Annotated in this window: 15 protein-coding genes; 10 read left to right on the forward strand and 5 right to left on the reverse strand. The window is 68.3% G+C overall.

Features of this window, described 5'->3' with window-relative positions:
• Window positions 1-41 precede the first annotated feature (41 nt).
• Complete coding sequence (locus NDI86_RS08345; protein ID WP_310899957.1) at window positions 42-1,622, forward strand: hypothetical protein; 1,581 nt, start codon at window positions 42-44, stop codon at window positions 1,620-1,622.
• A gap of 143 nt (window positions 1,623-1,765) precedes the next feature.
• Window positions 1,766-2,698, forward strand: a complete 933-nt coding sequence (locus tag NDI86_RS08350; RefSeq protein WP_310899958.1) for a branched-chain amino acid transaminase — start codon at window positions 1,766-1,768, stop codon at window positions 2,696-2,698.
• On the opposite strand, the gene NDI86_RS08355 is transcribed toward NDI86_RS08350, so the two are convergent.
• Both NDI86_RS08355 and NDI86_RS08360 read right to left on the reverse strand, forming a co-directional pair.
• Window positions 2,695-3,351 (reverse strand): DUF502 domain-containing protein, encoded by a 657-nt coding sequence (locus NDI86_RS08355; RefSeq protein WP_310899959.1) that lies wholly within the window; start codon window positions 3,349-3,351, stop codon window positions 2,695-2,697. The two genes, NDI86_RS08350 and NDI86_RS08355, sit on opposite strands and share 4 nt — an antisense overlap.
• Window positions 3,352-3,391: 40 nt before the next feature.
• The gene (locus tag NDI86_RS08360; RefSeq protein ID WP_310899960.1) at window positions 3,392-4,228 is read right to left on the reverse strand and encodes a proline dehydrogenase family protein; all 837 of its coding nucleotides are present in this window, start codon (window positions 4,226-4,228) and stop codon (window positions 3,392-3,394) included.
• Window positions 4,229-4,327: 99 nt separating this feature from the next.
• On the opposite strand from NDI86_RS08360, the gene NDI86_RS08365 reads away from it, so the two are divergent.
• The 4 genes from NDI86_RS08365 (at window position 4,328) to NDI86_RS08380 (ending at window position 7,636) form a co-directional block, all read left to right on the forward strand.
• Complete coding sequence (locus NDI86_RS08365; protein ID WP_310899961.1) at window positions 4,328-4,873, forward strand: CDP-2,3-bis-(O-geranylgeranyl)-sn-glycerol synthase; 546 nt, start codon at window positions 4,328-4,330, stop codon at window positions 4,871-4,873.
• A 71-nt stretch (window positions 4,874-4,944) separates the two neighbouring features.
• Window positions 4,945-6,090 carry a hydroxymethylbilane synthase gene (hemC, locus tag NDI86_RS08370; RefSeq protein WP_310899962.1) on the forward strand — a complete coding sequence of 382 codons (1,146 nt, stop codon included), beginning with the start codon at window positions 4,945-4,947 and terminating at the stop codon, window positions 6,088-6,090.
• The gene (cobA, locus tag NDI86_RS08375; RefSeq protein ID WP_310899963.1) at window positions 6,087-6,884 is read left to right on the forward strand and encodes a uroporphyrinogen-III C-methyltransferase; all 798 of its coding nucleotides are present in this window, start codon (window positions 6,087-6,089) and stop codon (window positions 6,882-6,884) included. Before hemC ends, cobA begins: the two co-directional genes overlap by 4 nt.
• On the forward strand, window positions 6,884-7,636 hold the full coding sequence (locus tag NDI86_RS08380) for a uroporphyrinogen-III synthase (protein WP_310899964.1): 753 nt from the start codon (window positions 6,884-6,886) through the stop codon (window positions 7,634-7,636). The genes cobA and NDI86_RS08380 overlap by 1 nt, the downstream gene beginning before the upstream one ends.
• A gap of 22 nt (window positions 7,637-7,658) precedes the next feature.
• On the opposite strand, the gene NDI86_RS08385 is transcribed toward NDI86_RS08380, so the two are convergent.
• Window positions 7,659-8,381 carry a PspA/IM30 family protein gene (locus NDI86_RS08385; protein WP_310899965.1) on the reverse strand — a complete coding sequence of 241 codons (723 nt, stop codon included), beginning with the start codon at window positions 8,379-8,381 and terminating at the stop codon, window positions 7,659-7,661.
• 346 nt (window positions 8,382-8,727) lie between these two features.
• Here NDI86_RS08385 and NDI86_RS08390 point away from each other — a divergent pair, with 346 nt between their 5' ends.
• The 4 genes from NDI86_RS08390 to NDI86_RS08405 all read left to right on the forward strand — a co-directional run bounded on the left by NDI86_RS08390 (window position 8,728) and on the right by NDI86_RS08405 (window position 11,513).
• Window positions 8,728-9,258: a hypothetical protein gene (locus NDI86_RS08390; protein ID WP_310899966.1), complete on the forward strand. Its 531-nt coding sequence runs from the start codon at window positions 8,728-8,730 to the stop codon at window positions 9,256-9,258.
• 143 nt (window positions 9,259-9,401) lie between these two features.
• Window positions 9,402-10,856 carry a RecJ family nuclease gene (locus NDI86_RS08395; RefSeq protein ID WP_310899967.1) on the forward strand — a complete coding sequence of 485 codons (1,455 nt, stop codon included), beginning with the start codon at window positions 9,402-9,404 and terminating at the stop codon, window positions 10,854-10,856.
• A 45-nt stretch (window positions 10,857-10,901) separates the two neighbouring features.
• A complete protein-coding gene (locus tag NDI86_RS08400) occupies window positions 10,902-11,138 on the forward strand; it encodes a hypothetical protein (RefSeq protein ID WP_310899968.1) in 237 nt (78 codons plus the stop codon).
• Between the two features lie 54 nt (window positions 11,139-11,192).
• Window positions 11,193-11,513 (forward strand): DUF5783 family protein, encoded by a 321-nt coding sequence (locus tag NDI86_RS08405; RefSeq protein WP_310899969.1) that lies wholly within the window; start codon window positions 11,193-11,195, stop codon window positions 11,511-11,513.
• 18 nt (window positions 11,514-11,531) lie between these two features.
• On the opposite strand, the gene NDI86_RS08410 is transcribed toward NDI86_RS08405, so the two are convergent.
• Window positions 11,532-12,575, reverse strand: coding sequence for a DUF4350 domain-containing protein (locus NDI86_RS08410; protein WP_310899970.1), 1,044 nt, complete (start codon window positions 12,573-12,575; stop codon window positions 11,532-11,534).
• Entirely contained in the window at window positions 12,568-13,500 is a 933-nt protein-coding gene (locus tag NDI86_RS08415) for a S49 family peptidase (RefSeq protein ID WP_310899971.1), read from the reverse strand. The genes NDI86_RS08410 and NDI86_RS08415 overlap by 8 nt, the downstream gene beginning before the upstream one ends.
• Window positions 13,501-13,529 lie beyond the last annotated feature (29 nt).

Raw genomic sequence — 13,529 nt, forward strand, 5'->3', positions numbered from 1 at the left:
ACCGCGGAAATAACAATCACACGCTGTTCGGGAGTACCGGTATGGCGACAGCTCCCACCCGGCGGTCGGTTCGACCGGCCCTGACACTGGTCGTGGTCCTCACCGTGGCCCTGGTCCCGCTGACCGGTATCGTCACGGCACAGCAGGCAGACGCGCCGTCGTACGTCGCCGTACAGGACGGCGAGTGTGTCCCGCTGACCTCGTTCACCGGCGACCAATCGGCGCGCGCGTTCTACGACTACCGCCTCCCGGCCCAGTTCGCGAACAACCCCTCCGCCAACGCGACGGGCGACGCGTTCGGCTCCGAGGGGACGAGAGACCTCCAGCGGGCGAACACGAGCGTCGTCTTCCTCTACACCGACACCGGCGGGACGAGCGCGGCGGGCGACGACACGGTGAGTCTCGTCTTCGTCCACGGCGCGGAGGGCAACCGGAACTCGACCGGCGGCGCGGCCACGTTCGACATCACCGGGCTCCCCGCCGACGGGAACTGGACGGTCCGTGACGACGACTACGACGACACCTCCAGCGCCGACAACTGGAACGTCACCGACAGCCGGTCCGTCGTCGACTGGGTCTGGTCGGGCGCGGCCACCGACGGCGGCGTCTACTCCGGGCTGAACGCGGACTCGACCGTGGTCGTGCGACCGGCGTTCAACGACGCCGCGGCGCTGTCCAACGCCACGAACGGCACCGTCGAACGATGGGAGGCCCTCTCGAACGGCACCACCGTCACGCGGACCGGGCTCGACCTCACCGAACCGCTGCTCATTACCGCCGGGACCTGCGCTGACGGTGGGGACGGCGGTGGCGGCGGCGGCGGTGCTGGTGGCGGTGCAGACGGCGCCGACGGCGACGACGTCGACTGCCCGCCGGGTACGGTCCCCCGAACGGTCACCATCCCAATCGTCGAGTCGACGGACGGCACGGGAACCGATACTCGGACCGGCACTTCCGGACAGAACGGGACGACGCCGGAACAGTCGACGGTGACGACGACAATCTGTGTGGCGGAACCGACGCCGACACCGACGCCAAACAACACGACGCCGACACCGACGCCAAACAACACGACGCCGACGACGCCGACGACGCCGATAACTCCCAACAACACGACGCCGACCGAGACGCCGACGCCGACGGCGACCGAGACGCCGACGGCGACCGACACGCCCGCACCGGGTTCGCCCGACGGTGATACGGACACGCCCGCCGACGACGGGACGGCGGAACCGGCCGGCGGTGACGACACGCCCGGCGACGGGACGACGGCAGCGGACGGCGGCGGTGATACCCCGGTAGACGGGGCGAACGGCGACGCGGGTGGCGACAGCGGCAACGGCGACGGCACGGACGGTGGCGATGGCGCTGCGGGCGACGGTGCAGACGGTGGTGACGGAGCGAACGGTGACGGGGGCGACGGTGCAAACGGAGACGAGGGTGGTAACGGGGAGGAAGCGGACGGCGCGAACGGCGGCGACGGGAATGGCGGCAACGGCGACGAGGGCGACGGCGCGAACGGGAACGGCGGCGACGGGAATGGCGGCAACGGCGACGAGGGCGACGGCGCGAACGGGAACGGCGGAAACGGTGACGGCGGCGACGGCGACGGCAGCAACTGAATCGCCCGTGACGGCGCCATTGTGAACGGGCGACACGGACCGTCAACACTCTTAACCGAGGAATTCAATGGGGTAGGTATGACACGCGACGAGCCGTTCGCCGGTACCGAGGGCAGTCATCGAGAGACGCCGGGGGCGACAGCATGAGCGGTCGCCCGGAGATGTTCGAGGGCGTCGACGAGATATGGCTCGACGGGGAGTTCGTCGACTTCGAGGACGCACAGATTCACGTCCTCACCCACGCGCTCCACTACGGCACCGGCGTCTTCGAGGGGGTCCGCTGCTACGAGACCGAGGAGGGGCCGGCCATCTTCCGCTGGGAGGAACACCTCGACCGCTTTTTCGACTCCGGCGCGGTGTACGACATCGACATCCCGTTCTCGAAGGCCGAACTCACCGAGGCGACGGAGGAACTCATCCGCCGGGAGGGCCTCCAGTCCTGTTACATCCGCCCCATCGCCTTCTATGGCTACGGGCCCCTGGGGCTGAACCCCGGCAAGTCGCCGGTGCAGGTCGCGCTGGCGGTGTGGCCCTGGGGCGCGTATCTGGGCGACGAGGCCTTAGAGGAGGGCGTCGACGTGGCCGTCTCCTCCTGGCGCAAGTACGCCTCCAGCCAGATTCCGACCAACGCCAAGACGACGGGCACCTACGTCAACAGCGTACTCGCCTCCCAGGAGGCCAAGGCCAACGGCTACGAGGAGGCCATCGTCCTCAACAAGGAGGGCAACGTCGCGGAGGGTCCCGGCGAGAACATCTTCCTCGTGCGCGACGGCGAGATTTACACCACCGGGCTGGCCGAGTCCATCCTCGACGGCATCACCCGCCAGACGGCCATCGAACTGGCCGAGGACATGGGCTACGTGGTCCACGACGACGCGACCATCTCGCGGGGTGAGCTCTACACCGCCGACGAACTGTTTTTCACCGGTACCGCCGCGGAGGTCACGCCCATCCGCAGCGTCGACGACAACGAAATCGGCGCGGGGACGAAGGGGCCGGTCACCGACGATATCCAGACGGCCTTCTTCGAGATGTTGGCGTCGGGCGACCGCGAGGAGTGGTTCCGCTACGTCTAGTCGTCCTCGCTCGGTATCGGAATCGTCTGCTGTCCCTTGTCCGTATCGCCAAAGCCCGCCGAGAGGATACGCGTCAGCGCGTCCTCGACGCGCTCGTCGGTCTCCTCGTACTCGTGGGGTTCGACCTCGATGACGAACCCCGTGGTGATGTTCGGTGCAGTCGGGAGAAAGAGCACGTCACGGCCGTCGTCGGTCGTCTGCCCGGTCTTGAACGCCGTCATCCGCAGCCCGTCCCACACTTCGAGTTTCACCGGCGTCTGGAGTTCGTCCGTCCCCGAGACGGCGGTTTCGACCGCCATCTTCGAGGCGTTGTACACCACGCGCAACCCGGGGACCTGATTCATCGCGTCGTCGAGGCTCTGTTCCACGAAGTCGCCAAAGGCCGTCCGCATCAGATAGCCCACGGAGAAGACGATGAGGATGAACAGGACCATCGCGACGAAGACGCGGGCGAACTCGACGGTGCGCATAGTGACGGCGTCCTCGGGGACGCCAAGCGCCAGGAGCAACTCGGGCCTGATGGCGGGGACGATACCCGAGGCCGAGGCGAGGATGCTGTAGAGGTAGACGATGACGTACGTCGTGACGAGTATCGGCAACAGGATGATGAGACCGCTTGCGAAGTCCCGCTTCCACGACGAACCCGAGGCCATATCCCCACCTGACAGTGACAGATTATGAGCCCTTCCCTTTCTACCCGCCCGCGATGGCCCGCAGCGCGAAGAGCGCGTTCCCTTTGCGTTCTCGTACCCGCCGCCAGAAGTAGGCGGGCCACGAGGTGCCGTAGGGGGCGTACTGCCAGACGTCACAGGCCCCGGCGAGGTCGTACTGGGCCCGCTCCCGGACGCCCATCAGCATCTGGACCTCGTAGGGGGTCCCGTGTTTCGCGTGGAGGTCCGCCGCGAGCGTCAGCATCTCGGGGTCGTGACTGCCGACGGCGACGCCGTCGTCGAACTCGCGGAACATGAACGCCAGGTCCTCGCGGTACGCGTCGTCGACCTGTGACTGCTCCCCGTAGGCGACCGACTCGGGCGGGTCGTACGCGCCCTTGACGAGCCTTACTTTCCCTGGACAGTCGGCCAACCGTTCGAGGTCTCCCGCCGTCCGCCGGAGGTTCGACTGGAGACACAGGCCCATCCCGCCGTCGTTGTCGCGGACGTACTCCTCGAACGTGTCGAGCGTCGCGTCGACGGTAGTGTGGTCCTCCATGTCGACCCAGACGAACACGCCGTGGTCGGCCCCAGCGGCGACGACCCGGGCGAGGTTTGCCCGGAAGACGTCCTCGTCGACGGAGAGCCCGAGCTGCGAGGGCTTGACGGAGATACACGCCCGGAGGTCGCTCGCGCCGATGTCCGCGACGAGCCGTTCGTACGCCACCGTGTCGGCGTCGGCGGACGCTCGCTCGCGGTGGTGTTCGCCAAGCAGGTTGCAGATGACCCCGACCCCGCGGTCGTTCTCCCGTCTGGCGTGGTCCAGCACCGAGGCGGCCGACTCCCCGGCCACGAACCGGCGGGCGACTGGCGGCAACATAGGTAATATTTGCCGTTCACTACTGAAGAGTGTTGCCGTGGCCCCGTGTTTCGGACCGAAGTCACATGGATTAAGACAGCGCCACGTGACGCCGCGGGTATGGAGCTAGTCGGCGTCGTCCTCACGGCGCTCTGGGCGATGTTGCCCGCGTACGTGCCCAACAACGTCGCCGTGCTGGCGGGCGGCGGCAAACCGATAGACGGCGGTCGGAACCTGGGCGAACGCCGCGTCCTCGGCGACGGGAAGACGTGGCGAGGCACCGCCGTCGGAACGGCGGCCGGCACCGCCGTAGCCGTGGGCCTGACTGCCGTCGCGCCGACGATGAGCGATATCCTCGGTACCCCGCTGCCCGAGTTCCCCCTCGTCGCCGGGTTCGCTCTGGCCTTCGGCGCGATGCTGGGCGACATCGCAGCCTCGTTCCTCAAGCGCCGGACCGGCCGACAACGAGGGGCGGCCTTCCCCGGGCTGGACCAGCTAGACTTCGTCGTCGGCGCGCTGGCCTGCGTCTGGGTACTCGCGCCCGCCTGGACCGAAGTGACGTTCACGGCGCCGATGCTGGTGGTCGTGCTCGTCCTCACGCCGCTGTTGCACATCGTGACGAACGTCGGTGCCTACTGGGTCGGGCTGAAAGACGAACCGTGGTAATCACCCGTACGTAGCGACGCTAATCCGTCTGAAGTGATGTGCTTTTCACAGCGGCCACTCGAAGGTGGGGTATGGACACATCCGGGGACACGCTGCGACTCGCGACACGCGGCTCCGACCTCGCCCTTCGCCAGGCCGCCACGGTTCGCGATTCGCTCGCGAGCCGACGACTCACGGTCGAACTCGCCGAAGTAGAGACGACGGGGGACCAGCTCACCGACGAACTCATCCACCGACTGGGCAAGACCGGCGCGTTCGTCCACAGCCTAGACGAGAAGGTACTCGCCGGCGAACTCGACGCCGCCGTCCACTCGATGAAGGACATGCCGACCGAGCGGCCCGACGAACTGGTCGTCGCCGGGGTCCCCGAGCGCGGGGCAGCCGAGGACGTGCTGGTCACGCCCGACGGCGTCGGGCTCGAGGACCTGCCCGAGGGGAGCGTCGTCGGCACGTCGAGCCTGCGCCGGAAGGCCCAGTTGCTCGCCGAGCGGCCCGACCTCGTCGTCGAGCCGCTCCGGGGCAACGTCGACACCCGTCTCGAGAAGCTACTCGCGCCGTCGCTCCAGGCCGAACATCAGGAGCGCCACGAGGCCGAACAGGAGCGGAAGGGCCAGGCGGGGGACGACGACAGCGACTACGAGTTCCCCTACGAGCAAGACGTCGAGGCGTGGTTCAACGGCCTCGCCGAACTGGAACGGCGCGCGCTCGAACGCGAGCCCGACACGGAGTACGATGCCATCGTGCTGGCGAAAGCCGGACTCGACCGTACCGGCCTGACCTATCACGTCGGCACCGCCACGCTCGACCCGGAGCGGTTCGTCCCGGCGCCGGGTCAGGGCGCCCTGGCGGTGACGGCCGTCGACGGCGCCCTCGCCGAGGACATCCACGAGCGCCTCGACGACGACCGGACCCGCGTCGAGACGACCGTCGAACGCACGATTCTGGCGGAACTGGGTGGCGGCTGTGTCGCACCCATCGGCATCCACGGCCGACTCGCCGGCGGCGTCGTCCGAACCGTCGTTCGGGTGCTCTCCCAGGACGGCACGGAGACCATCCAGGTCTCCCGTGACCTCCCCGTCGAACGGCACATCTCCGCCGCCCAGGAGCTCGCCGCCGAACTCGCCGACCGGGGCGCGGACGACCTCATCCAGGCCGCGCGCCGGGACACCGGGGACGCCGACGACGACGCCGCGACGGCCCGGGAGGAAGACGAATGAGCGACGACACGGAAGACGATGCACACGAAGGAAATGACGGCTCGACAGTCGGCAAGGTGTATCTCGTGGGCTCCGGACCCGGCGACCCGGAACTGCTGACGGTGAAGGCAAAGCGCCTGCTGGCGGAGGCCGACGTGGTGCTGCACGACAAGCTCCCGGGCCCGGAGATCCTGGGGATGATTCCCGAGGCGAAACGCGAGGACGTGGGCAAGCGGGCCGGCGGCGAGTGGACGCCCCAGGAGTACACCAACAGGCGACTGGTCGAAACTGCCCAGGAGGGAAAGACTGTCGTCCGGCTCAAGGGCGGCGACCCGACCGTCTTCGGCCGCGGCGGCGAGGAGATGGTCCACCTGGCGGACAACGGCATCCCGTTCGAAGTCGTCCCCGGCATCACGAGCGCCATCGCCGGGCCGGAGGCGGCGGGCATCCCCGTCACTCACCGCGACTACGTCTCCTCGGTCTCTTTCGTCACGGGCCACGAGGACCCGACGAAAGACGAGTCGGCCGTCGACTGGGAGGCCCTCGCCGACACCGGCGGGACCATCGTCGTCCTGATGGGCGTCGGCAAGTTGCCCGGCTACACCGGCGAACTGCTCAAATACGGCATGGACCCCGAGACGCCCGTGGCGCTCGTCGAGCGGGCGACCTGGCCCGACCAGCGCGTCGCGACGGGCACCCTCGACACCATCGTCGACGTGCGCGACAGCGAGGGCATCGAACCGCCCGCCATCACCGTCATCGGCGAGGTCGCCGGCGAGCGCGAGCGGGTCGTCGAGTTCCTGGAGGGGGCCTGATGCGCGAGGCGCCGCGGCTGCGGGTCGCGGTGTTCCGACCCGACGACGAGCGACTGGCCGACGCGGTCGAACTGCTGGAGTCGCTGGGGGCGGACCCGGTCCCCGACCCGATGCTCGCCGTCGAACCCGCCGACGCGGCGCCCCGGGAGGACTGTGACTTCGTCGTCCTGACCAGCAAGACCGGCGTCGAACTGGCGGCCGAGGCCGGGTGGGACCCCGGCGAGGCGACGGTCTGTGCCATCGGTGAGTCGACCGCCGCGGCGCTGCGCGAGGCGGGCTACGCCGTCGACGTCGTCCCCGAGGAGTTCTCTTCTGCGGGACTGGTCGAGGCGCTCGCCGACGACGTGGTCGGCGCCCGCGTCGAGGTCGCCCGTTCGGACCACGGGTCGGCCGTGCTGACCGACGGACTCGAAGCCGCCGGCGCCTACGTCCACGAGACCGTCCTCTACCGACTCGTCCGGCCGCCGGAATCCGGCGAGTCGGCCGAAATAGCCGCCGACGGCGACCTCGACGCCGCGCTCTTCACCTCCTCGCTCACCGTCGAACACTTCCTCGATGCGGCCGAGGAGCGAGGTGTGCGAACCGAGACGCTCGAAGGAATGCACGACGTGACCGTCGGCACTATCGGAGAACCCACGAAGGAAACGGCCGAGGCGGCCGGCATTCCAGTCGATATCGTCCCCGAGCGGGCCGACTTCGAGCGGCTGGCCTGCGAGGTCGTCGAGGCGGCCGCGCCGACCCACCACGAGTAGCGACCGGCGGGAGCCGACAGCGTCAGTCGGCCGTCTCGGTCGCGCGCTGGCCCTCAACTTCCGCCCGCAGCGTGTCGAGTTCGTTCTCCACGGAGCGCTCGGTCGAGAGCCGGTTCAGCTCCCGGTCGATGTCGTCGCCCTCTTCGAGGACGTTCTCCAGCTGGCCGGTCTCCTCCAGTTCCTCCAGGGCCGCGGCGCGGGCCTCCATCCGTTCGGTGCGCTCGGTGGCCCGCTCCATCGCCCGGCCCACGTCGTCCATCGTCTCGCCGACGCCGGTGAACGCCTCCGAGACGCGGGCCGACGCTTCGGCGGCCTCGTACCGGGCCTTGACCGTCTCCTTGCGCGTGCGGAACTGCTCTATCTGGCTCGATAGCTCGGCGCGCTTGCCGACCAGTCCGTCCTGGGTCGTCTGGAGGTTCGCTATCTGCTCGCTGAGTTCGGTAATCTGGGAGACGTGGGCCTGTTTCTTCTCCAGGGCGCGCCGAGCGAGGTCCTCGCGGTCCTGACGCATGGCCTCTCTGGCTTGCCCGTCGTACTTCTCGACGTTCTCGCGGAGCCGTCGACGGTGAATCTCCAGTCGCTTCTTCTGGGTCGTCACGTCGGCGATACCACGCGTGACGTTCTGGAGTTCGTCGCGTAACTGCTCGTAGGAGTAGTCGAGTTCGGCCCCGGGGTCCGACGCCCGGTTCAACAGCGCCGACAGCTTCGAGCGGATAGTGAATGAGAGCCGACCGAGTAGACTCATCGGCACACCTCGACGGCCCCGGCGCCACTGCGGCTGTGGTGATTCATACACCGGTGTAGGATTGACGACAAGATAATGCCATCGGGCACAGCACGAGTGACCGGCGCTGTCACGGAACCACCGTCGTGGTCCGTCTGTGCGACTTCCGCCACGATTACTACCAGACCGGAGGTAAGATACGTACCAGCTTATTTCCAATCTCCGTTTATTGATATGACGGCCAGTTGTACTGTCTCTCATCGATGGAGGGACAACGCGTCGCTGTCGACGTCGTATCGTTCGGGCGCCCGCTCGCAGGCGACGGGACGCCGGGGTCAGCAACGACCGGTGACGAGGGGCGGCGCTGATGGCCGACGACTGGCCGGTCGTCGCGCTCCTCGCTGCGGTCGGTGTACTCTTGCTCGTGACCGCCGGCGTGGCGCTGACCGGCCTGTTCGGACTGTTCACGGTCGACGAGGCTGGTGTCGCGACCGAATCCGCCGCGGTGCCCACGCCCAGCGCGACGGCAGCCCCCACGACGGTGACAAACGAGAGTCGGCTGTTCACCCTCGAGACCCGCGAGGTCGAGAACTGCGGGATGCTGTGTCGCAACGTGACCTCGACGGTGACGAACGAGCAGTCCACGGCCGCGAGCGACGTCACCATCACCACGAGACTCTACGCCGGCAACGATACCGGCGGCGAGGTCCGCTGGCAGGGTATCGAGCGAGTGGAGCGCATCGGGGCCGGCGAGACCTACGAGACGACACACCGGGTGGAACTGCCCCTCGAAGACGCCCTCGCGATACGGGACCGCGGCGGCTGGGTGACGATACGCACGACGGTCGAGACCGCCGACCGCTCGGTCACGGTTACTGACCGCCGCGAAGTGGCTTGACGCGTCGGCTTCGACCGCCGCGAAGTGGCGTGACGCGTCGGCCTCGACCGCCGCGAAGTTCCCTGACGCGGCGGCTTCGACCGCCACGCCGTCACCTGCCACTCCTGAAAGTTTTTATCCGGGGGCGCACCTACCTCGCCACGATGACCGACCCCGTCCCCGCGCTGGCCGACCGCGCGACCGCCGCCGCCGACCGCCTCCGCGCGGCCGACCGCGTGTTGCTGGCCGCTCACATCGACGCCGACGGCCTGACCAGCGCCGCCGTCGCCGCGTCGGCGCTTGCGCGGGCGGGGATTCCGGTCGAGACGGTGTTCAAGAAGCAACTCGATGCAGACGAGATAGCGAGTCTCGCCGCGCGACCGGAGGAGACGGTCCTCTTTACCGACTTTGGCTCCGGCCAGCTAGACGTCATCTCCGAGCACGTCGCCGCGGGCGACTTCGAGGCCGTCGTCGCCGACCACCACCAGCCCGCAGCCCCCGCGGACTGTCATCCCGACGCCGTCTACGACACCGACGGCTACGCCGACTTCGAGTACCACTGCAACCCGCTGCTGGTCGGTATCAACGGGGCCTCGGAGCTGTCTGGCGCCGGGGCGGCCTACGTCCTCGCCCGGGCGCTGGAGTCCGACGGCGGTGACAACCGCGACCTCGCGGCCCTGGCTGTGGTCGGCGCGGTCGGCGACATGCAGGCCGTCGGCGGCGAACTCGTCGGCGCCAACAGCGGTATCGTCGAGGACGGTATCGCGGCCGACGTGCTCCGGGAAGGGACCGACCTCACGCTGTACGGCAAGCAGACCCGACCGCTCCCGAAACTGCTGGAGTACGCGACGGAGGTGCCGATTCCGGGCATCTCGAACGACCAGTCCGGGGCGACCCGCTTCCTCGAAGACCTCGGCCTGGACCTCAAACGACAGGGGGAGTGGCGGACCTGGGCGGATCTGGCCGACGACGAGCGCCAGACCGTCGCCAGCGCGCTCGTCCAGCGGGCCGTCAAACGCGGCGTCCCGGCCGGGAAGATAGAGTCGCTGGTCGGCACGACCTACACGCTGACCGCGGAGCCAAGCGGCACCGAACTCCGGGACGCGAGCGAGTTCTCGACGCTGCTGAACGCCACCGCCCGCTACGAGCGGGCCGACGTGGGACTGGCCGTCTGTCTCGGCGACCGCGCGGCGCCGCTGGAACAGGCCCGCAAACTGCTGGCGAACCACCGCCGGAACCTCTCACAGGGGCTGGACCTGGTGAAAGACCGGGGTGTCACGCAGGCCGACCACGTCCAGTACTTCGACGCCGGCGGCGCCATCCGCGAGACCATCGTCGGTATCGTCGCCGGGATGGCGCTGGGCACCGCCGGCGTCGACGCCGACAAGCCCATCATCGCCTTCGCCGACGCCGACGGCGAGACGAAGGTCTCGGCGCGGGCGACCGGGCCGCTCGTGGGCCGCGGGGTCGACCTCTCTGTCGTGATGGGCGAGGCCGCCCGCTCGGTCGGGGGCGACGGCGGCGGCCACGATATCGCCGCCGGTGCGACCGTCCCGGCGGGCGAGGAAGCGGCGTTCATCGAGGCCGCCGACGACATCGTCGCCGACCAACTGGGCTAGGGGCGGCAACAAGAGCTATACGTTCTCACATACGATAATCAGCCGATGGACCGTCGCGTGTTGTTCGACGCCGTGCTCGTCGTCGTCGGCGGGCTGGTGGCCTACACGGAGACGTTCGGCTTCGCGGACCCGCGGGCGACCATCCGTGAGATACTGGCGATTCTCGTGACCCTGGACGTCCGCGTCTACCTCGTTCTCAGCGGCCTCTTTGGCATCGCCTTCGTCGGCTACCTCGTCGTCTATCTACCACAGAAGGACGCCCGGACCATTCGTCCGCGGTAATCGGTGCCGCCGACTCCGTACCACCTTTATCCCCGGCTTGCCTTCCTCCGCCCAATGACCGACTTCGACCCCGAGCAGTTCGAGGACAAGTACGCCAACTACTTCCCGCAGCTCCAGAAGGCCTACCAGCAGGCGTTCGAGGCGATGAACGACCGCTACGACTCGGAACTCGTCCACGCCATCGACCAGCAGGTGTTGAACGAGTCCGAGCCCTTCTACGACGAGGACCGCGGGTTCTACGTCGAACTCCCCGAGGACCCGGCCGACCGGCTCACGGCGGTCATCGTCGACGAGGAGAAGCTATCGGTCGTACTGGAGGAGTACGTCGACCGACTGGAAACCGAACTACACGATATCTTCGGCGTCGAACGCTAAAAAAAATCGCTTCGGTCGTTACGGTATCGTCGGTGTGGGACGGGGCTCTTCACCGCCGTCACTGCCACCGTACCCGCCGTCGTACCCACCGCCGTCATCGAAGCCGCCGCCGAAGGCACCGTCCTGTGGCGCGTCTTCGGGCGATTTCTCTCCGGAGACGAGGAAGTCGAGCAGGTTCCCGACCAGCACCTCGTTGTCGGCCTGGTAGACGTACTCCTGGTCGAGGATACTCGAATCGCCGACCGCGACGAGGTTCCCGGAGCGCGTGAGGACGGTGTAGGTGTCCGACCGGCGGGTCGTCGATTGGGTCGTCCCCTCCGTGGCCGAAAGCACCGACTGGCCGCCGTTGACGCCGACCGACTCGTGGAGGACGACCCGGTCGACGCCCTCGGTGAGCGTCGAGTCACCGTCCGGGGTCGCGTAGACGTTCCGGTAGTTGTTGGCGTTGTCCCCCATGTTGTAGAGGTAGCCGTTGTCGTAGGAGAACCCGTACTCGTTGGTCAGGGGCAAGAGCGGGTTCGGCGAGCCAAAGCCGGACGTGGAGCCGAGCAGGCCGCCGAGGGCCGCGGTTCCGCCCTGTGGTTCGTTCAGCAGGACGACGCGGCCGCCGGCGTCGGTAAAGGCCTGCAGCCCGTTGACGTCCGCGTCGGAGAGGGGTTGGCTGGCGCCGACGAGGACGTAGGCGTCGGCCTCGCTCAGCGTGCTGTTGAGGCCCGCGCCGTACCCCGAACCGCCGGAGCTGTACCGGACCGTGGCGCCGCTCTCGGTCAGCGCGTTCGCCATGGGCGTCACCGTCTCGGGCGTGACACCCGAACTGTAGGTGGTGTCGATGACGACGACCTGCCCCTCGGCGTCAGCCGACATCGAAATCTCACCGCTCTCCTCGGGGACTTCCGCGACCGCGTCGTCGGTGTTGAACGCGGACGCGTTGGCGTCGGTGACCGCCGGCGCTGACCCGCCGCCGCCCGCGCCCATCGCGACCGACCCGACGACTATCGCCAGGACGAGCACGCCGACGAAGACGCCGACGAAGACGCCGACGCGCTGGGCGAGGTCACTCATCGCGGACACCTCCCTGGTCGGTGGCGTTGTACCGGTGCGTCTCGTCTTCGATGGTGCCAAACAGCATGAGGAATCTGATACGGTCGACGCCGTCGTCTTTCAGCGGCGCCTGTTCGACGGCCACGGTGCTGTTCGCCGCGTCCGAGTCGGCCGAGGCCAGCAGACTCAGCGTCTGTGGTTCGGCGGGGTCGCGGTAGCTCACCTGGTAGTTCGAGACGCCGGCGGCTTCGGCGGCCGCCGCGATGGCGTCCTCGGTGGTCCCGAGTTCGTCCGCGTAGCCGGTGTTGACCGCGCGGCCGCCGACGAAGACGGTCGCCTCGGCGACGGTCTCACGGGGGACAGTGAGGTTCTCGCCGCGCTCTTCCATCACCGACCCGACGAACGAGCGCTGCATCGACTCGATGGCAGCGTAGTACTCGTCCTGTGTCATCAGCCCGGCCTTGTCCGGGCCGGTCGTCACGCCGCTTGGCAGGCCGCTCGGGGGTACCGTCGAGCGGACGCCGACGCTGCCGACGAGGCTGCCGGGAGTGACGAAGATGCGGTCGCTCGGGATGGCGGTGTAGTACGCACCGGAGGCGGCGGTCGACCCGACGCTCGTGTACACCGGCTTCTCGTTCGAGAGGCGTTTGACCGCCACGTACATCGATTCGCTGGCCGCGGCGCCGCCGCCGGGGCTGTTGACGCTGAGAACGACCGCTTTGACCGAGTCGTTCTGCCGGAGCTCACGGAGCTCCTGGACCGTCTCCTGGGCGGACGCGCCCGTTATCGGTTCGTCGATATTCACCACGACCACGTGGTTCTGGTTGCTTTCCGCGACAGCCACCGCGTACGGCGCCACGGCGGCGCCGAGAAGGAGGGCGACAATCGCGAGGACTGTGTACGACTGGAGTGCAGTCGCCACATACGTATCAATTGGGTTATTCATAGGGCCTACGTTTCACCGAAAACACGTAT

The sequence above is a fragment of the Haloarcula onubensis genome (genome assembly GCF_031624605.1).
Taxonomy (GTDB): domain Archaea; phylum Halobacteriota; class Halobacteria; order Halobacteriales; family Haloarculaceae; genus Haloarcula; species Haloarcula onubensis.

Coding starts and splice junctions, on each gene's coding strand:
- NDI86_RS08380 (WP_310899964.1), top strand. CDS start 6,884: ATGCGCGAGGCGCCGCGGCTGCGGGTCGCGGTGTTCCGACCCGACGAC.
- NDI86_RS08410 (WP_310899970.1), bottom strand. CDS start 12,575: ATGAGTGACCTCGCCCAGCGCGTCGGCGTCTTCGTCGGCGTCTTCGTC.
- NDI86_RS08395 (WP_310899967.1), top strand. CDS start 9,402: ATGACCGACCCCGTCCCCGCGCTGGCCGACCGCGCGACCGCCGCCGCC.
- NDI86_RS08355 (WP_310899959.1), bottom strand. CDS start 3,351: ATGGCCTCGGGTTCGTCGTGGAAGCGGGACTTCGCAAGCGGTCTCATC.
- NDI86_RS08405 (WP_310899969.1), top strand. CDS start 11,193: ATGACCGACTTCGACCCCGAGCAGTTCGAGGACAAGTACGCCAACTAC.
- NDI86_RS08345 (WP_310899957.1), top strand. CDS start 42: ATGGCGACAGCTCCCACCCGGCGGTCGGTTCGACCGGCCCTGACACTG.
- NDI86_RS08385 (WP_310899965.1), bottom strand. CDS start 8,381: ATGAGTCTACTCGGTCGGCTCTCATTCACTATCCGCTCGAAGCTGTCG.
- NDI86_RS08360 (WP_310899960.1), bottom strand. CDS start 4,228: ATGTTGCCGCCAGTCGCCCGCCGGTTCGTGGCCGGGGAGTCGGCCGCC.
- NDI86_RS08415 (WP_310899971.1), bottom strand. CDS start 13,500: ATGAATAACCCAATTGATACGTATGTGGCGACTGCACTCCAGTCGTAC.
- cobA (WP_310899963.1), top strand. CDS start 6,087: ATGAGCGACGACACGGAAGACGATGCACACGAAGGAAATGACGGCTCG.
- NDI86_RS08390 (WP_310899966.1), top strand. CDS start 8,728: ATGGCCGACGACTGGCCGGTCGTCGCGCTCCTCGCTGCGGTCGGTGTA.
- NDI86_RS08350 (WP_310899958.1), top strand. CDS start 1,766: ATGAGCGGTCGCCCGGAGATGTTCGAGGGCGTCGACGAGATATGGCTC.
- hemC (WP_310899962.1), top strand. CDS start 4,945: ATGGACACATCCGGGGACACGCTGCGACTCGCGACACGCGGCTCCGAC.
- NDI86_RS08400 (WP_310899968.1), top strand. CDS start 10,902: ATGGACCGTCGCGTGTTGTTCGACGCCGTGCTCGTCGTCGTCGGCGGG.
- NDI86_RS08365 (WP_310899961.1), top strand. CDS start 4,328: ATGGAGCTAGTCGGCGTCGTCCTCACGGCGCTCTGGGCGATGTTGCCC.